Annotated in this window: 15 protein-coding genes; 10 read left to right on the top strand and 5 right to left on the bottom strand. The window is 58.8% G+C overall.

What is annotated here, in order from left to right:
* Window positions 1-13: 13 nt before the first annotated feature.
* Window positions 14-1372 (bottom strand): glutamine synthetase family protein, encoded by a 1359-nt coding sequence (locus FEE99_RS18150; protein WP_041480368.1) that lies wholly within the window; start codon window positions 1370-1372, stop codon window positions 14-16.
* Window positions 1373-1534: 162 nt separating this feature from the next.
* On the opposite strand from FEE99_RS18150, the gene FEE99_RS18155 reads away from it, so the two are divergent.
* From FEE99_RS18155 to FEE99_RS18185, 7 genes are all read left to right on the top strand, one after another.
* Window positions 1535-2431, top strand: coding sequence for a helix-turn-helix domain-containing protein (locus tag FEE99_RS18155; protein ID WP_041480367.1), 897 nt, complete (start codon window positions 1535-1537; stop codon window positions 2429-2431).
* 82 nt (window positions 2432-2513) lie between these two features.
* Entirely contained in the window at window positions 2514-3023 is a 510-nt protein-coding gene (locus tag FEE99_RS18160) for a sigma-70 family RNA polymerase sigma factor (RefSeq protein ID WP_041480366.1), read from the top strand.
* The gene (locus FEE99_RS18165; protein WP_041480365.1) at window positions 3023-3973 is read left to right on the top strand and encodes a FecR domain-containing protein; all 951 of its coding nucleotides are present in this window, start codon (window positions 3023-3025) and stop codon (window positions 3971-3973) included. The genes FEE99_RS18160 and FEE99_RS18165 overlap by 1 nt, the downstream gene beginning before the upstream one ends.
* A 67-nt stretch (window positions 3974-4040) precedes the next feature.
* Window positions 4041-6443: a TonB-dependent receptor gene (locus FEE99_RS18170; protein ID WP_041480364.1), complete on the top strand. Its 2403-nt coding sequence runs from the start codon at window positions 4041-4043 to the stop codon at window positions 6441-6443.
* Between the two features lie 263 nt (window positions 6444-6706).
* Entirely contained in the window at window positions 6707-6886 is a 180-nt protein-coding gene (locus tag FEE99_RS18175) for a hypothetical protein (RefSeq protein ID WP_041480363.1), read from the top strand.
* 495 nt (window positions 6887-7381) lie between these two features.
* On the top strand, window positions 7382-8557 hold the full coding sequence (locus FEE99_RS18180; RefSeq protein WP_223194055.1) for an integrase: 1176 nt from the start codon (window positions 7382-7384) through the stop codon (window positions 8555-8557).
* Window positions 8558-8834: 277 nt separating this feature from the next.
* The gene (locus tag FEE99_RS18185) at window positions 8835-10127 is read left to right on the top strand and encodes a tyrosine-type recombinase/integrase (RefSeq protein WP_028688854.1); all 1293 of its coding nucleotides are present in this window, start codon (window positions 8835-8837) and stop codon (window positions 10125-10127) included.
* Between the two features lie 778 nt (window positions 10128-10905).
* Here the strand turns inward: FEE99_RS18185 and FEE99_RS18190 are convergent.
* Both FEE99_RS18190 and salA read right to left on the bottom strand, forming a co-directional pair.
* Entirely contained in the window at window positions 10906-12252 is a 1347-nt protein-coding gene (locus FEE99_RS18190; RefSeq protein WP_023629719.1) for an MFS transporter, read from the bottom strand.
* A 73-nt stretch (window positions 12253-12325) separates the two neighbouring features.
* Window positions 12326-13615, bottom strand: coding sequence for a salicylate 1-monooxygenase (gene salA / locus FEE99_RS18195; protein ID WP_024075419.1), 1290 nt, complete (start codon window positions 13613-13615; stop codon window positions 12326-12328).
* 127 nt (window positions 13616-13742) lie between these two features.
* On the opposite strand from salA, the gene FEE99_RS18200 reads away from it, so the two are divergent.
* The gene (locus tag FEE99_RS18200; protein ID WP_023629248.1) at window positions 13743-14645 is read left to right on the top strand and encodes a LysR family transcriptional regulator; all 903 of its coding nucleotides are present in this window, start codon (window positions 13743-13745) and stop codon (window positions 14643-14645) included.
* 73 nt (window positions 14646-14718) lie between these two features.
* Here FEE99_RS18200 and FEE99_RS18205 read toward each other — a convergent pair whose 3' ends face one another.
* Both FEE99_RS18205 and FEE99_RS18210 read right to left on the bottom strand, forming a co-directional pair.
* A complete protein-coding gene (locus FEE99_RS18205; RefSeq protein ID WP_023629249.1) occupies window positions 14719-14946 on the bottom strand; it encodes a DUF2790 domain-containing protein in 228 nt (75 codons plus the stop codon).
* A 156-nt stretch (window positions 14947-15102) separates the two neighbouring features.
* On the bottom strand, window positions 15103-16038 hold the full coding sequence (locus FEE99_RS18210) for a LysR family transcriptional regulator (RefSeq protein WP_023629250.1): 936 nt from the start codon (window positions 16036-16038) through the stop codon (window positions 15103-15105).
* A gap of 147 nt (window positions 16039-16185) precedes the next feature.
* Here FEE99_RS18210 and FEE99_RS18215 point away from each other — a divergent pair, with 147 nt between their 5' ends.
* Entirely contained in the window at window positions 16186-17247 is a 1062-nt protein-coding gene (locus FEE99_RS18215; RefSeq protein WP_023663266.1) for an HlyD family secretion protein, read from the top strand.
* The gene (locus tag FEE99_RS18220; RefSeq protein ID WP_078451698.1) at window positions 17237-18313 is read left to right on the top strand and encodes a DUF2955 domain-containing protein; all 1077 of its coding nucleotides are present in this window, start codon (window positions 17237-17239) and stop codon (window positions 18311-18313) included. The genes FEE99_RS18215 and FEE99_RS18220 overlap by 11 nt, the downstream gene beginning before the upstream one ends.
* Window positions 18314-18454: the final 141 nt, after the last annotated feature.

The raw sequence follows: 18454 nt of genomic DNA on the forward strand, positions 1-18454 counted from the left end.
GACGGGCGCGCCGTCAGACGCTGAGCAGCAGGAACTCTCGCTCCCAGGAGCTGATCACGCGCTTGAAGTTTTCATGCTCGGCGCGTTTGACCGCGACGTAACCGCGGACGAATTTGCTGCCCAGGTATTCGGCGACTTTCGGGCAGTCTTCCATCTGCGTCAGGGCTTCTTCGATGGTGATTGGCAGGCGCAGGTTGCGGCGTTCATAGGCCCGGCCTTCGACCGCCGCGCTCGGCTCGATCTTCTCGACCATGCCGATGTAGCCGCACAGCAGGCTCGCGGCAATCGCCAGATAGGGGTTGGCGTCGGCGCCGGGCAAGCGGTTTTCCACGCGCATCGATTCAGGCCCGGAAGTCGGCACTCGCAGGCCGACCGTGCGATTCTCTTCGCCCCATTCGACGTTGACCGGCGCCGAGGTGTCCGGCAGGAAACGGCGGAACGAATTGACGTTCGGCGCGAACATCGGCAGCACTTTCGGGATGTATTTCTGCAAGCCACCGATGTGATGACGGAACAGCTCGCTCATGTTGCCCTCGGCATCGGCAAAGATCGGCTGACCCGTCGCGATCTCGACCACACTCTGGTGCAAGTGCATGGCGCTGCCGGGCTCGTCGCCGATCGGTTTGGCCATGAACGTCGCGGTGACGTTGTGCTTGAGCGCTGCTTCGCGCAGGGTGCGTTTGAACACGGTGATCTGGTCAGCCAGATCCAGCGCATCGCCGTGGCGGAAGTTGATTTCCATCTGCGCCGGGCCGTCTTCGTGGATCAGCGTGTCGAGATCCAGACCTTGCAGTTCGCACCAGTCGTAGACGTCTTCGAACAGCGGATCGAATTCATTGGCGGCATCGATCGAGAATGACTGGCGACCGCTTTCCGCACGACCCGAACGACCCAGTGGTGCCTTGAGCGGCAGGTCCGGGTCTTCACAGCGTTGGGTCAGATAGAACTCCATTTCCGGCGCGACAATCGGCTTCCAGCCCTTGTCGGTGTAGAGCTGCAGGACTTTCTTCAGCACGTTGCGCGGCGACAGTTCGATCGGGTTGCCGAATTTGTCGAAGGTGTCGTGGATGACGATGGCAGTCGGCTCGATTGCCCAAGGAATGACATACACGGCATCGGAAACCGGCTTGCAAACCATGTCGATGTCAGCCGGGTCGAGCAGGTCGTAGTAGATGTCGTCGTCGACAAAATCCCCGGTTACCGTTTGCAGCAGCACGCTCTCCGGCAGGCGCATACCGCGCTCATGCAGGAACTTGTTGGTCGGTGCAATCTTGCCGCGGGCGATGCCGGTCAGGTCGCTGACCACGCATTCGACTTCGGTAATCTTGTGATCTTTCAGCCAGGTGAACAGCTGATCGAAAGGGGCGTTCATAAAGACCTCGTTATTGGTTTTGTAGACGCCGGGGAGGGCGGGTTTCATCTTCCGCCCCTTCCCCTGTGGCGCGTTGGCGACTATCTTGGGCGCGGCTTGCGATTCCATCTATCCACTTTCAGCAGCACCAAAGCGCACCAAAAGAGTGCGCAGGGTCACCCCATGACAACGTGCAATCCGCTTCAGGTTCAAGCGTTCAATACCGCCGATGTGGCCGAGCAAATCCGCGCTACACCGGGCTGGGTCCAGCATTACCAGCAGATGTCGCCGGGGCATTTCGCTGGGCAGATTCGCTATCTGGATCTGCAGGGCGTCGAGGTTTACGAAGAACAGATGAACACCCGGGTCGAGCAGAATTTCAGCGCGCCATCCGGGGCTCTGGCGTTCTGTTTTGATCGCAGTGACAACGCGCTGTATCTGCTCAACGAAGAGAGCCGCAACATCTGGATCACCCCGGAGAACTACCGTGAAATCGCTGTGGTGTTCGGTCCGGATTTCGTCCGCGAGCACGGTTTGCAAGTGGCAAAGCTCGAAGGTTTGTTCATGGCGCCGCTGAACTGCGGACAGAACGCTTTGTTCACCGGCTGGTTAAGCTCGATTCTCACGAAGTTGTCGCAAGTTGCTGATCCACTTGATAAAGATCGCCTGACTCGGCAACTGCTCGAGGACTGCCTGTTCATCCTCGACAACGCTCAAACCCGTCTTGATCGCGGAGGATTGCAGCAGCGCAACAACGAACGCCAAATCATGAAGCGAGTAGGGGAGTGGGCGGCTGATTCGCCGGAAGACACGGTCAATCTGCTCGAACTTTCCCACGTTGCCGGCGTACCGCTGCGCCAGTTGCAGCAGGCTTTCAAGGCCTACACCGGGATGACCCCGAGCCATTGGTTACGCCTGAGGCGGTTGAACAGTGCGCACCGTGAATTGCTCAAGCGTCGGCCGACGGAAACCACTGTTGCGGAAGTGGCGATGCGCTGGTCGTTCTGGCATCTGGGGCGGTTTTCCAGCAGTTACCGCGCGCTGTTCAAGGAGCTGCCGAGCGAGACGCTCAAGCGCTGAGCAGCAAAAAGGCTTTGTGTCCTCGCAGAAGTTAAATAGAATCAGTCTCATTTGAATCTACCTTCGCGCAGGGTCTCTTGAGATGATTGAAGCCACGTCACCGTCGGAGCAAAGCCTGCAGCAGTTGTACCGCGAGCATCGCGGCTGGCTGGAAACCTGGCTGCGCCGGCGCATGGGCAATGCGTGGGATGCGGCGGACCTCAGTCAAGACACCTTTGTCCGCGTCCTGTGCAACGCGCCGCCACTGGCTGAATTGCGCGAGCCGCGCGCGTATCTGCTCACCGTCGGCAAACGGCTACTGAGCAATTTCTACACGCGGCGCCATCTGGAAAAAGCCTACCTCGATGCCTTGGCGCAATTGCCGGAAGCGTGCGCACCGTCGCCGGAGCAGCGCTGGTTGCTGCTGGAAACCTTGCAGGCGCTGGATGAATTGCTCGATGGCTTGCCACGTGCGGTGCGGCGGGCATTTCTTTGGAGTCAAATCGAGGGCCTTGGCTACCGCGAGATTGCCGAACGCTTGCAGGTTTCCGAGCGCACGGTGAAACGTTACATGGCCCAGGCGTACGAGCATTGTTTGCTGGTGGATCTCTGATGCGCGTTGCACCCAATGATGAAATGCGGGAAGTGGCGCGGGCAGCGGCGCAATGGCTGGCACTGCTCGAGTCCGGTGGTGCCAGTGATGAAGATCACGCCCGATTGCAGCATTGGCGCGCCAGTGACAGTCGCCACGAGAACGCTTGGCAGAAAATCCAGCAGCTTCGCCAGCGTTTCGCAGTTTTGCCGCCGACACTGGCCATGGCCACGCTGGATCGGCCGGATCCGGCGCGGCGCGCTGCTCTCAAGCGTGCCTTGGGCGTGGCGGCGCTGGTGCCGGCGGTGTGGTTGATCGGACGCGAGCTGCCGCTGGAGGTGTGGCGCGCCGATTTGCACACCAGCACTGGCGAGCGGCGCAAAGTGCAGTTGGCCCAGGATTCGTCATTGCAACTCAACACCGACAGCGCGGTGAATGTCGATCTGCCTGCACGTCAGCTGACGCTGATTCGTGGCGAGATGGCGCTCAACGTGGCGGGCGATTCAGCCTTTATCGTCAACGCGCCTTATGGGCGGATGATCGTCAATCACAGCGACATCTCGGTGCGCCTCAATGCGCGCGATTGCCAGGTCTGCGTGCTGCGTGGTTCGGTGCAATTGCAGCCACTGCACGGCCCGACGCTGGTATTGCAGCAGGGCCAGCAAGTCAGCCTGCAAGCTTCGGGCGCGGGAGCGGTGACGGCGTTCGATGCGTTGATGCCCGGGTGGCGCGACGGTGTGGTGATGGCGCAAAACCAGCCGCTGGGTGATTTCCTCCGCGAGCTGAGTCGCTACCGCTCGGGCGTGCTGCGCTGGGATCCGGCGCTGGAATCGCTGCGCGTCACTGGCAGCTTTCGCCTCGACGATACCGATCAAGTGCTGGCACTGCTGGCTGCCAGTTTGCCCGTCGATGTGCATACGCGAACGCGATTTTGGGTGTCACTGGTACCGCGTGCAGAAAAAACCGGCTGAAGCCTGTCCCTTTTTTTCGCCTCACTGGTCATTCCAGGCAAGTGAACAAAATCGAGAGCTTCTTCCAATGCCCGCAGTATTTCCAGGTCGTTTGCGTCCGTTGTTGCAGTTGAGCCTTTTGCTGAGCCTGAGTGCCAGCCCCGTGTTGATCCAATCGAGCTGGGCCGACGATGGCAGTCGCCGCAGTTATCAGGTGCCGGCCGGTAGCCTGAGTACAGCGCTGACGCGCTTCGCCGGTCTCGCCGGCGTCAATCTTTCGGTGGATCCGGCACTGGTCAGCGGCCGCAACAGCAATGGTTTGTCCGGTGAATATGGCGTGGAGGAGGGGTTCAGCCGGTTGTTGCTGGGTTCGGGTTTGCAGCTGCAACCGGTCGGCGATCAGGCTTATACGCTAGTGCCCGCAGCGCAAGGCAGCACCTTGCAGCTTGCGCCGACATCGATTCTCGGCGCGAGCGGTTCAGCGGATGCCGACGTGTTTGCTGGCGGTCAGGTTGCACGGCGTGGCTCGCAAGGGCTGTTGGGCTCCAGGGATTTCATGGAAACCCCGTTCAGCATGACCACCTACACCAGCGAAACGGTGAAAAACCAACAGGCGCGCACGCTCGGCGATCTGATCAGTACCGACCCTTCGGTACGCGCCACCAACCCGGCCGGTGGCCGCTATGAGCAATTCACCATTCGTGGTTTCAGCCTGTTCAACAGTGATGTTGCCTACAACGGCCTCTACGGAATCTTGCCGACTTACACCATTGATATGGAAATGGCCGATCGCGTCGACATCCTCAAAGGGCCGAGCCAATTGATCAACGGGATTTCGCCACGGGGCAGTGTAGGAGGGGGGATCAACGTCGTGCCGAAACGCGCGACCGACAAGCCGATCACCTCGCTGACAGCCAATTACGCCTCGAACAATCAAGTCGGCGGCGCGGTGGATGTCGGACGGCGTTTTGGCGAAGACAATCAATTCGGGGTGCGCTTCAACGGGGTCAAACAGTCCGGTGATACCGAATGGGATCATCAGAGCGTCGATCGCGACATGGCGGTACTCGGTCTGGATTTCCGTGGTGAACGCTTGCGACTTTCCACCGATATCGGCCACACCGAGCGCGACACCGACGCACCGCAGGAACGCGTGCAAGTCGCGGCCGGTGCCAAGGTGCCGAGCGCCAATGATGTGCGTGATAACTATGCGCAACCCTGGAGTCGGGCGCGCACCAAAGACACTTTCGGCACGCTCAACGGCGAGTTCGATGTCAGCGATTCAGTCATGCTGTATGGCGGCGTCGGCGCACGCAAAAGCAATCACGACTTCTTGCGCCACGCGGTTTCGGTGACCAATGACGCCGGCGACTTCAGCGTCCAGCCGCGCGACTTCACTCGCGACGAAAACGTTCGCACGGCTACCGCTGGGGTGCGTAACTGGTTCCAGACCGGACCTGTCAGCCATGAAGTGAACCTGGCGGCCAACTACTTTTATATGGACTTCGAAAACGGCGGCGCCCGTTACGCAGCCGGGCGCAGCAATCTCTACGACCCGGTGGAAATAGCCAGACCCGGCACGCCGACCCGCAATGACGCCAGGGTCTACACCGAAAATCGCTTCAGCGGCGTGGCCTTGTCCGACACGCTCGGTTTCTTCGATGATCGACTGCTGCTGACTCTGGGTGCGCGCTGGCAGCGGGTCAAAGTCGATGACTGGAGCGACGGCATCAAGGGCGACACGGCTTACGATGAGGAAAAAGTCTCGCCATCGGGTGGCATTCTGTTCAAGGCAACCGACAAATTATCGCTGTACGCCAACTACATGGAAGGCCTCAGCCAAGGCAAAGTCGCGCCATCGACGTCGATCAACGAAGACGAAATCTTCCCGCCATTCATCAGCCGCCAGGTCGAAGTCGGCGCCAAGTACGACGCCGGCTCATACGCGCTGACAGCAGCGGTGTTTCGCATCAAACAGCCTGCCTACGAAACCAATGCGACCACACGAGTCTTCGGCCCGAACGGCAAACGCGAAAACAACGGCGTAGAACTGAGCGTGTTTGGCGAACCGCTGAAGGGCTTCCGATTGCTCGGCGGGGTGATGTATATCGACAGCGAACTGACCGATACCACCAACGGTACATTCGACGGCAACCGCGCACCGGCGACACCGAAATACAACGTTAACCTTGGTGCAGAGTGGGACGTGCCGACTGTGCAGGGTTTGACACTGACCAGTCGTGGAATCTATTCGAGTTCGCAGTATCTGGATCAGGCGAATGATAAGGAAATCGACTCCTGGGAGAGGTTCGACGTAGGTACACGCTATGCTTTCAAGCTGGACGAGAAAACGATCACCTTGCGCGCCAATGTCGAAAACGTTCTGGATAAACGCTATTGGAGCTCGGCAGGCGCCTCGGATGACAGCGAACCGGGATTGACGCTTTCGACACCGCGCACGTATCTGCTGTCAGCGACGGTAGACTTCTAGTGGAGTAGGGTAAGTGCGTCGATCATCTTCGAAAATACGTTAACTACACTAAATGACCGTTTAGTTGAGCTAACAGAAATTAGTCGCGAAAGCGGCCGAGGTAATGACTCAGCCCACCCAGTCGCATCTCTACATGGCTTTTCGTTATGAGCGATAACGCGAATGGGCCTAAAAAACTGTTATTTCTTACAGTTTTAAAATTGCTCTGAGGCGCAAAGGATAGTCGCTACGTAATGAGCACATTCCTCCAAGGAGCAAACTCCATGACAACGTTCAGCGATGACCAGCTCTTGAACCTGACTCCAGAGCAATTGAAACAATTAACACCCGCGCAACTGGCACGCCGAAACAATTTAATCAACGAACCGGTGGATCAGCGTGCTGTTACGAAGATTATTAATGCGCAAACGACCGAGCCTATAAACCCGGTGACTGACGAGTAAATTTTCCAGAAGTGTAGACGAGGCGTTCCAACCAGCTCAGAAATCCCGTTACGGTAAGTAGCGGGATTTTTTTCAGTTGAATGATCGAAAGGGGAAATCTGCGGCATACCGGAGGTAGAGGTTTGGCAATATTTATCGTGGCAGTGGATTTCGATTACGCGTGGCAATCACGACAACCATGCGAAGCCCGTAACATATTGTTACGTGTAATGTATATTATGTTAAATGCCGTATGCAGCATCGTCTGGGCTTAAACTTATCCAGCTGTGACGCCTGATGAAAAAGTAGAAAATGACTGATTAAAAAAAATACCAAGATATCAGTGAGATGCAGCATTCTCCGCTGTCAAGGTTTCCCTTGCCCCCCTCGTTAACGGTTAAAAAAGGAGAATCCTGATGAGGCTTTTGCCTGTTTAAAAAGCCTAAAAAGAAGACTAAATACTGTGCTATTTTTCAAGAGTACTCGTGACTTCCTTTTAGACCAATGGGATCGTCAATGTCAAAAGTCATAGACCCTCGGCCTGTCCTTGCTGGTCCCGAAAGTATGTCTCTCGATCTCGGGCTGTACTACGCTCGCTACCCCTGCATCGAAGCCTTCCTCAGTAGTCTCTCCGCTAATCTTGATGTAGAAACGGACTTAAAATGCGCTATCCGCTTTCTTGCATATCATAGTCACCCGCTTGGAACCTTTAATAATTACCGAACATTCGTTGAACGTTTGCTCCTATGGAGCTGGATTGTCGCCGAAAAAACTGTACTGACACTAGATAAAGAGACGTTTACGAATTTTATTACTTTTTGCAAGATGCCACCTTCAAATTGGGTTGGATTTTCTACAACCGCTAGATTCGCTCAAGTCGATGGTAATTCGGTTTTCAATGAATCATGGCGGCCTTTCAATATTCGAGCATCTAAAGATGTAGGGGCGCGCAGCCCTAAAGTGGAAACCTTGCGTTTCATTCGTAGCGTTTGTAGTTCATTTTATGGTTTTCTCTGCGAGGAAGATGTGATAGCGATAAATCCAGCTATATCATCACGAACTTTCTATGGAAGAGGAATGCGCGCTACTTACCCTGTGGAACGATATTTAACTTCCGAGCAATTAGGTCAGGTTCTGCAAGCGCTAGAATTTCATGCGCTGGGTGATCCTGCTGGTGAGCGTGCTCTTTTTATAATAGCAGCAACGACTCTTATGTGTTTGCATGCTGCAGACCTTGCAAATGCTGATAACTACTGCCCATGCATGAATTGCTTTGTTCTAGACGATGCCAGATGGTGGTTGATACTAGAGGCGCCAGGTCGGCTGCTAAGGAAAGTTGAAGTCACTCCAGAGTTCCTGCCCTACTTGAGACGCTATCGAAAAAGCCGAGGACTACCCCCGTTCCCAGAGCAGAACGAAGAAATCCCTATCTTGGAGGCTAGTCACGGGCGCCCCGGTCTTTCCGTGCGACAAATACGAAGCATTGTTAAAGAAGCGCTTATGAAAGCTCATGCAAGCATTACTTCTACAGACAAAGGCGGTGAGCACTGGAATATCCTGCTTGGTGGCAGTATGCGTTTTTTGAAAGAAAGCGGCGCAAAGATTCGTGCGCAAAGCTTCCGCCCTGCCGAGTTGCAGAAATATCTAGGCATTTTCAGCTTGGCTTATACCTATGGAAGGTATTATGGTTGATAGAGCGTTCCCCGCTAGCTTAAATTCCTGGCCTATAAGCTTCTCTGGCGGGACGCCCGGCAGACTCATTTCTCCCATTTAAAAATCCGACTCCAATCGTAACTGCATGTTATTAAACGTATTATTTGTAAGGATCATGGGGTTACAGATTTTAAGAAGGACAGCGAGGATTGATCGGAGAAATCTAAGCAATATCCGATAATCACCAGACCCGGATATTGCTCTATACTACGCTGAAAGACCGATATAGACGCATTCGCCCAGGTTGAACCACTTCATGTCGCAGCATCCCCAGCCGCTTTTCGAGACCTTTGATCGCTTCCACGAACTCAACTTTCTTCACCTCAATGGCGAGCTTCCAGCGGTTCGGGACTTCCTCCATGGTTGTGCCGATGAGCTCCAGGCCGTCGAGGGCTATCGCGCCGTTCGGGGATTTCTGAAGTCCTACGCCGGCAACGAAGCCACGTTCAACTCCTATCGAACCCACGTCGAGCGGCTGCTGCTCTGGTCCCTACTGGTGGCTGTCAAGCCCCTTGTTGAACTGCGTCGCCGGGACGCCGAGGCCTTCATGGAGTTCTGCCTCAACCCGCCCGCCGACTGGATAGGTCCGGTCGTAAAGTCCCGCTTCCTGCGCGTGGGTGGTCGCAAGAAGCTCGACACGGACACCTACATCGTCAATTTGCAATGGCGACCTTTCAGTCACACTGTGGCCAAGCGCGAACGCAAGATTGCCGAAGAGGCCGTTGCCGCCCTTCCCTCCCGTCCCTACCGCTTGTCCCAGGGATCGGTGGCTCAGGTATTCGCAGTCTGCGGCAGCTTCTTCCAACACGCGATTGATGAGGGTCTCACCGAGGTGAACCCCTTCCGGGCGGTAAAACAGAAATCCATCTACAAGCAACGCAACACCTTGGATGTGGCGTCACGTTCCCTGACTCCGCTGCAGTGGAGCTACGTGATCGAGACTGCCGAGCAGATGGCCGCGACCGACCCGACACACGAACGCACTCTGTTCATCGTTGCGACTCTGTTCTCCATGTACCTGCGAGTCTCCGATCTGGTCGGGCGTGACAACTGGACGCCTACCATGGGCGACATCCGCCGCGATAGCATGGGCAACTGGTGGTTTCATGTGGTGGGCAAAGGCAACAAGGCCGCCAAGATCAGCATCCGCGACGAATACATCCAGAACTACCTGATACGCTATCGCCAGCATTTACAGCTCTCCCCCCAGCCATCTGCCCACGAGAAAACACCGTTGATCAGTTCCCTGAAGGGGCGTGGTGGGCTATCTGATCGACATATTCGCCTGCTGCTCCAAGGGCTATTTGATCGCGCTATGGGGCGTATGGCTGAGGAAGGCTGGAGCGATGACGAAATAGACCAGTTGCGTTCAGCTTCACTGCATTGGTTACGCCACACCTCCGCAACCTTTGATGCACCATATCGAGAGATGAAGGACCTCCAGGCTGACCTTCGTCACAATAGTCTCAGCACTACCCAAAATACGTACTACAACTCGCTGGACGAACAACGGGCACACTCGGTGAAAAGCCTTCCAATCAGACGTTAGACGCCCATTAAACACACACTTGTTTAGCCATCGCGCATAGCTTGAGAACGAGAAAATTTTCCTTGGCTCAGGTGATGGGTGAGTTATGCAACCAGCGCATGCTCGACCTCGACTCGCGGACATGCCATCTGCTTGCTGGCGCGTTTCTGCGCCAGCAAGAAATCAGGAGGTCGCGCTTCCGTCGTCATTGAAAAAGTCATCACGGGAGATGCGTCCGAAATCGCTGAGGTCTTGGTCTTACTGGTCTTCAGCGACCGTCTCGAAGATCGTCGATCATTGCAGCCTTCGTGCTGTACTTGGCTCCGAGATGTACCAGCCTCTCGATGTTCGCGGCAGTGAAGAACTGGTGGCCGGCAGCGATGACTCTCTGTGCTTTGATAATCCCGTGCAGGACTTCACCCACCCATTTCGCAGGCTGCGATCTTCAGGCGTTGGGGTTCGACAAGGCCCGGTCTCATCGTACGGGGCGTCCTGATTATGATCCGGCTAATCTGCTCAAGATCTGTCAGTACGGCTACGTGCAGCGCAACCGTCACGTTCATTGAAAAGTATGGATGTGATGACCGGCGCCTCAGCACCTGCTAACCATCGAGTTGGCAGCCGCTTCGAGTCTCAAGGCTTTCTCATGATCCAACGCCTAGCCTAGGATCCGACTACGCACAGCGGATCGGCATCTATAGCAGCCGAGACCATGGTGGTTCCATATGCCGGTTGCGAGCGGTCAACCAGAGCACCACACCCGACATGGGTGCGGTGCTCAGTTCCTGATAGCAGTGGATCAGCCGGCAGTCGATTCCAGAGGTTTCTCCATCAGCGTGCAGACCTGACCCGGCCGGTGCCAGAGAAAACCCATAATGGCGGCGGCGCCCACCAGCCCCGGCAGCGCGAACGCCAGAAAGCTCGCCTGCAACGGCAGTTGCGCGGCGTGCAAAGCTCCGCCCAGCAACGGGCCGATGATGGCGCCAATACGGCCAATTCCCATCGCCCAGCCCAGACCAGTGGAGCGGATATGCGCGGGGTAAAATTGCACGGCGCAGGCATTGGCGAGGATCTGCGTACCGATAGTGCAGGCCCCGGCCACGCCGATCAGCAGGTAGAGCACCGGCAGCGGTGACTTCAGCGCCAATAGACTCAGCGACAGCGCACCGGTGGCGAAGAACGCCAGGAGTACCCGACCCAGGCCTATGCGATCTCCCAGCCAGCCGCCGCCGATTGCCCCGAAGATGGCGCCGAAGTTCAGCACCAGCAGGAACGCCAGGCTGGAGTTGAGGCCGTAGCCGGCAGCGTTCATAAGCTTCGGCAGCCAGGAACTCAGGGCGTAGACCATCAGCAGGCAGCAGAAGAAGGCCACCCAGAGCATCAGCGTTTTCAGTGCGCGACCATCCTGGAACAACTGGGAGATGGCCACCTTGCCCGCCTGCCCCTTTGCCAGATTGAGCCGGTCGTGCATTTTGGGCACGTAGTCGGGCTCTGCCCTGGCCAGCAGCTCTTTGGCGCGTTCGACCTCCCCCTGGCGCAGCAGGAAGTTCAACGACTCCGGCAGCTGGCGCACCAGCAACGGCAGCACCAGCAGCGGTACAACCGCCACGAAGAACACCGATTGCCAGCCCCAGCTGGGCATCAACGCCATGCCCAGACCCGCAGAGAGCATGCCCCCCACCGAGTAACCGCTGAACATGATCGCCACCAGGGTGCTGCGGATTTTCTTCGGCGCGTACTCGTTCATCAGCGCCACCACATTGGGCATCACCCCACCGATACCAAGCCCGGCGAAAAAGCGGCAAATGGCAAACTCCTCGGGAGTGCGCGCGAATCCGTTGATCACGGTAAAACCGCTGAACAGGACCACACAGGTCATGATGGTCTTGCGGCGCCCGATCCGGTCCGACAGTGGGCCGAAGAACAGTGCACCGAGCATCATGCCCACCAATGCGCAGCTGCCTAGCAGACCGGCCTGCAGCGCAGAGAGGTTCCAGGCTTGCATCAGCGACGGCAGCACCACGCCGTAGATAACCAGATCATAGCCATCGAAGATAATGATCAGCGCGCACCAGAACAGCACGCGCCCGTGAAAGGTATTGAAGCGGGCCCCGTCAAGCAGGGCGGAAACGTCGATATCACGCATGGCATAGCTCTTCTTGTCATTGTTATAGAGCCGGAACCGGCATCGAGGCCGATTCCGGTAGAACGACGCGCAACTAGGCGCAGTGGCTCAGGGCTGTCCAACCTAGTCGAGCGCGGGCATCTCGCACGTCAGCGTCGAGGTCGTGGTTCCACAACCAGTCGAAGCGGCTAGCCAAGGTAGCTCCCAGCGCCTGTTTGTCATCACCCACTGCCGGGTCACGCAGTTCGTAAAGTTCACCGGCTTCCCAGGAGGTACGCTGCACGCGGCAGGCACGCGGGCGGCGCAAGGCGTCGTAGGCAGCCAGCAACTCATCGAGGTTGCCGCGACTCACCTGAACATCTCCCAGCAGGCGGGCGAGGAAGTAGGCGTCCTCGAGCCCCTGCCCTGCCCCGGCGCCCTGGTGCGGCAGCATCGCGTGGGCGGCATCGCCGATCAGCGCCACACGGCCGTGGACATAACCAGGTAGCTCGGCGAGGTCGTGCAGAGCCCAGTAGGTTGGCGAGGGAATGCACTCCAGCAGGATTCGCGCAGCATCGCCCCAGCCGACGAAGGCGTCGAGCATCTCACGCTGGCTGGCCTGACGAACCCAGGGCGAATTCTCGGGCCAGGTGGGCGCGGGCTGACTGCGGTCAGATACGAAGGCCACCACGTTGATGATGCGCCCCCGCTTAACCGGAAAGGTAAGGATGTGGCCATCCAGGCCCAGGTACATCTGCGGCACGTCCACCAAGTGCTCGTCAACGCCAGCGGCACGGTAGGCCTCGCGCAGGTGCAGGCTATCGATCATGCCACGGTAGGCGCAGGTACCACTGAAGCGCGGCACGGCGGGCGGGGCCCCGATACCCTCGAGGACATGGCCACGAATAGCCGATTTGATGCCATCGGCGGCGATCAGCAAGTCACCGCGATATTCACTACCGTCGGTAAAGCGCACACAGGCCTCATCGCCGTGCTGCTCCACGCCCACGGCGCGCTTATTGAATCGGGCAATGCCCTCCGGCAGTCGGCTGGCGAGCACGTCGAGGAAATCCGCCCGGTGCACCGAAGACTGCCCCACGCCAGGAGCCACGCTCGCGCCAATGTAACCGGCGTCGACGCTGCGGCGCCATTCGAACCACACGTCCTGCCAGGGCTCGGGGGTGCGATCGGCAACCTGGGCGTAAGGCTCTGCAATGCCGAGACCGGCAATGGCTCGCACCGCGTTAGCACCGAAGGAAACGCCCGCTCCCACCTCACCGAAGGCCGGTGCGGATTCGAAGAGCTGGACGTCGAGATGGGAATGGCGGCACAGATCCAGTGCCAGGGCGACGCCGGAAATACCGCCGCCGATGATGCCGATACGCAGGGCAGGCTTGGTGATCATGTTTGTACCCATGATGTTGTTGTTGGAGTGAAGTCATCATGGGCGCACGAGAAATATTGATAAATACCGCAGCCTGCATACAAACTATTTCAAACCTGAATATTCCTACCAACCTATGAGGCAGACCATGGACCTGCGCGACCTGGATCTGAACCTGCTAGTGGTGTTCAACCAGTTGCTGATCGACCGCCGCGTCTCCACCGCCGCGGAAAGCCTGGGTCTGACCCAGCCCACCGTGAGCAACGCCCTCAGGCGCCTGCGTACAGCCCTGCAGGACGACCTGTTCGTGCGTACCTATCAGGGTATGGAGCCTACCCCCTACGCCCAGCAACTTGCTGAGCCAGTGTCGCTGGCCATCCATACCCTGCGCGAGGCGCTGAGTCGCCAAGACAGTTTCGACCCGCTAACCAGCGAACGCACCTTCACCATCGCGATGACCGATATCGGTGAAATCTACTTCACCCCGCGCCTGATGGATGCCCTCTCCCGCCTGGCACCAGGCTGCCGCATCAGTACCGTGCGCAACACCTCCGTATCCCTGATCGAGGCGCTGCAGAGCGGCACCGTCGACCTCGCCGTAGGCCTGCTGCCACACCTGCAGGCAGGCTTCTTCACTCGCCGTCTGTTCCATCATCGTTACGTATGCATGTGTCGCAAGGACCACCCCGTCACCAGCGAGCCGCTCACGCTGGAGCGCTTCTGCGCTCACGGTCATGTGCGGGTCATCGCCGCCACCACCGGCCACGGCGAAGTGGACGCACACATGGCGCGTCTGGGGATAGAGCGGGACATCCGTCTCGAAGTGCCGCACTTCGTCGCTGTGGGCCATATTCTCCAGCGCACCGATCTGCTGGCCACGGTACCCGAGCGCTTTGCCGAGTGCTGCGTCCAGCCCTTCGGTTTGGTGGCCCTGCCCCACCCCGTGCAGCTACCGGAAATCGATATCAACCTGTTCTGGCACGCCAAGTATCACCGAGACTCCGCCAACCGCTGGCTCAGGCAACTGATGTTCGAGCTATTTGCGGACTGACGGCGCCCGAAGTGCCTGACAGCCCATTGCCTGCCATGAGGGATCGGGCTGACTGCCGAGTCCTGCGACGGACTCAATACACGCAGCTCTCGCCCTGGCGCAGATACACCAGGGTATGGATCTCGCCGTGTGAATCCTCATAGACCATGGTCGCCTCGCCCACCTCACAGCCCTGAGGCATCTCGATCGAAATGACCCTGGCGACATCCATGGCCTGGCCATAATGGTATGGCTGCGCATCGTCGGCGACTGCCCACTGAGCGACAAGTGTCACGCCGATCATCCAGTATCTTGCTTTCATGCTGCACCTCGTAATGACTCGATGAGCATCAGCTTAAGGAGTGGTTCCGGCAAGAAACAGCGAACTCCAGGCAAGGTAGTTTTGCCTTTAGCGTAATAATCGAAGAGCGCTAAGCGACAGGGCATCAACCCTGGCCACACCGGTTTGCTCCCAGGGTCACGCCCAATAGGTGGGGTTTTCCACCAGGGTTCGATTACCGCGGAATACCAGGGGTAATTGCTCCTTGAGGAACTCCACCCAGGTTCTCACCTTGGCATCGAGAAAGCGCCGCGACGGGTACAGCGCATAGATACCCCGCTCGTGCAGGCGATGTTCGGCCAGCAGGCGTACCAGTCGGCCCTGTGCGAAGGCCTTGGCCGCTATCAGGTCCGGCAGTACGCAAATACCCATACCCTCTCCTGCCGCCTGGGCCATCGCCTCGGCGACGTTGACCTGAAATGTTTCTCCCAGACGGATCGCCCGCTCGACGCCGTTGTCGGTAAAGGTCCAGCTGTCGCCAAAAACCGGGTCGAGCAGGCGCAGGCAGCGATGCTGGCTCAGCTCGTCGAGAGTCATCGGAATACCGTGCTGCCCCAGGTAGCTCGGCGCCGCACAGACCACGCTGTAGGTAGTGCCGAGCAGTTGAGCGACCAGTTCGGAGTCGGGCAACTCCCGGGCCAGAGTAATGACCACATCCTGCCCCTCCTCGAGCAGGTCAGGGTGGCGCTGGGAGAGCGTCAGCTCAAGGTTCACTTCCGGGTAGAGCTCGCTATAGCGGGCGGCCAAGGGTGCAAGTAGATGGGTGCCCAAACCGGTGATCGCGTGCACCCGCAGGCGCCCCCTGGGCATCAGGTAGGCACCACCGGCCTCGGCGCCAGCGTCTTCCAGCTCGCTGAGAATATGCCGACAGCGCTCCAGGTAACGGCTGCCTACCTCGGTCAGCCCCAGCCGGCGGGTGGTACGTTGCAGTAGGCGTGCCTGCAGATGACTTTCGAGTTCGGACACCTGCCGCGACACCTGCGCGGTGGACAAGCCCAGCGTCTGTGCAGCAGCCGTGAAGGTGCCCGCGTCCACCACGCGAGTAAACACCCGCATTGCCTGAAAAACATCCATCTGACTGTTACCTATTTAGTAAGTGTTCTTTGCATAAGACGGCTATTTTTGCATGAAAGCATGGGAAATATACTGCCGCCTTCGCGGGCCGGCCCGGACTTTCCAGCGTGCGCCCGTCCCCCGACGCTTTGCTTAACCGAGGTATTCATGACTCCCGATCAACGATTTGCCCGCTGGGTTCAAATCGCTATCTCGGCCCTAGCCTGTTGCTTCATCTACTTCCTAACCGCCGACCTGAGCATGCCGTTGACACCACAGGCGCAGTTGACCCGACCGGTACTGAAGGTCGCGCCGCGGGTCGCAGGCCAGGTCAGTGAGCTGGCGGTGAGCAATAACCAGTACGTACAACCTGGCCAGTTACTGTTTCGCCTCGATCCGCAGCCATTCGAGCTGGAGGTGCAGCGGGCCGAGTTGGCGCTCGAACAGGCACACCAGGACAACACTGAACTCGATGCCCTGCTGGCCGCCGCCCGTGCCGAGGTCAGCGCGGCCCAAGCCAAGTCGAACGAGTCGGGCGCTCAGGCCCTACGCCTGTCGCGCCTGCTCGAACGCCAGCATGTCTCGCGCCAGGCCTACGATGCGGCCGAAGCGCAGCATCTGATGGCCCAGGCCCAACTGCGTACGGCGCAGGCCAGAGTCCGTGAACTGCAGGCCCGTCGCGGCGGCGCCGACGGTGCCAATCTACGGCTACGCCAAGCCCGCAATGCACTGCTCCGGGCGCACCTGCAGCGGGACTACAGCGAGGTTCGCGCCGAACGTGGCGGCGTGCTCAGCAACCTGCAGCTCACCCCCGGCACCTTCGTCGCGGCAGGAACGCCGGTGGCCGCTCTGGTCGAGGACCGCCTGGACATCATCGCCGACTTCCGCGAGAAGTCCCTGCGCTACATCGGCGTCGACACCCCAGCCGTGGTCGTATTCGACGCCCGTCCAGGCGAGCTGTTCAGCGCCCGGGTCAGTCATTTCGACGCCGGAGTCCGGGAAGGCCAGATCGATGCCAACGGCGAGCTGGCAACGCCCGCGCAATCCGAGCGCTGGGTTCGCGACGCGCAACGACAACGCGTGCACCTGGCACTCGATGAAGAGCTGCCGTTCCTGCTGCCCACCGGGGCTAAGGCCACGGTTCAGCTGAAGCCCTTCGACAACCCGCTGGTGAACCTCGCCGCTACGCTGCAGATCCGCCTGATCAGTTGGTTGCACTATGTCTACTGAACCCTCCGCGGCGGCACACACACTTGCCGAAAGGGCCACAGCGCCCCGTTTGTCACTGGGCAAGAACGACCTGCGCCAGTGTCTGCGCATCGCCACTGGCGGCAGTCTGGCCTTTGTCCTGTGCAAGCTGTTCGACCTGCAGTACGGTGCCTTCTTCTGCGTCTATCCGATGCTACTGCTCGGCCTGGTGCCGCGCCTGACTGCCCACCTGATGCGCCAGTTCTTCACCCAGGGACTGGTCGTCAGCCTGGAGGTCGCGTTGCTCTACGGTCTGTTCGGCGGCCGACCGCTGCTGATGATTCCGCTGGTGTTCTTGCTGTTTCTCTACCGTTTCGCGCTGATGGCCAGCGGCCCGAACTTCCTGTTCGGCGCCCTCGGCGCAGTATTTCTGTCGATCCAGCTGAACTTCGCCAGCTACCCGCACACCGACGTCATCGCCATGCTTGGGAGCAATGGCCTGGCCATCGTGCTGGCCGCAGCGATCGCCGTGCTGATGTTCTACCTGTTTCCCGACTGCGAGCCGCGCCCCGCACGCACGCCGCCGCCCAAAGACCGCGCCAGTCGGCGCCACGAGGCACTGCTCGGGGCAACGGTGGCGACGCTGTCGTTCAGCGTATTCCAGTGCCTGGATCTGCAGGACTCGCTGTCGGCTCAGGTCGCCAGCATCCTGCTGTTGTTTCCCATGCACTGGAACGGCTCACGCTTCGCCGGCCGTACCCGTGCGCATGGCACCCTGCTCGGCTGCGTGATTGCCCTGCTGATCATGCTGCTGCTCTATGATCACCACGACCTACTGCCGCTGGTCGCCCTGCTGCTATGGATCGCCGCCATGGTCTGCGCGCGCTGGCACATGCTGGAAAAGGGGGTGCCCGGCGTCGGCTTCGGCGCTTTGACCACCCTGGCCATCCTGTTCGGCCAGTCGCTTACGCCCAGCCACGACATCATATTTGCGACCCTCTACCGGCTGAGTTCGGTGTGTGTCTCGGTGCTGTTGACCCTGTTCGTCGTGTTCATGGTGCACCGCTTGCTCAACCGCTTTGTCACTACTCGCCACAGCAGCCATTGAAGCCAACAGCTGCGGCCACGGCGATTGTCAGATCAGCGCGCGTTTTTCCTGCTCGTACACAAAGCCGGCGACCGCGCACCGCTACAATTTGTTATCACGCGTGCAACACTTTCGCGGCAAGACGCGCTTGGCCGTGGATCC

The sequence above is a fragment of the Pseudomonas sp. ef1 genome, assembly GCF_007293365.2.
Taxonomy (GTDB): domain Bacteria; phylum Pseudomonadota; class Gammaproteobacteria; order Pseudomonadales; family Pseudomonadaceae; genus Aquipseudomonas; species Aquipseudomonas siliginis.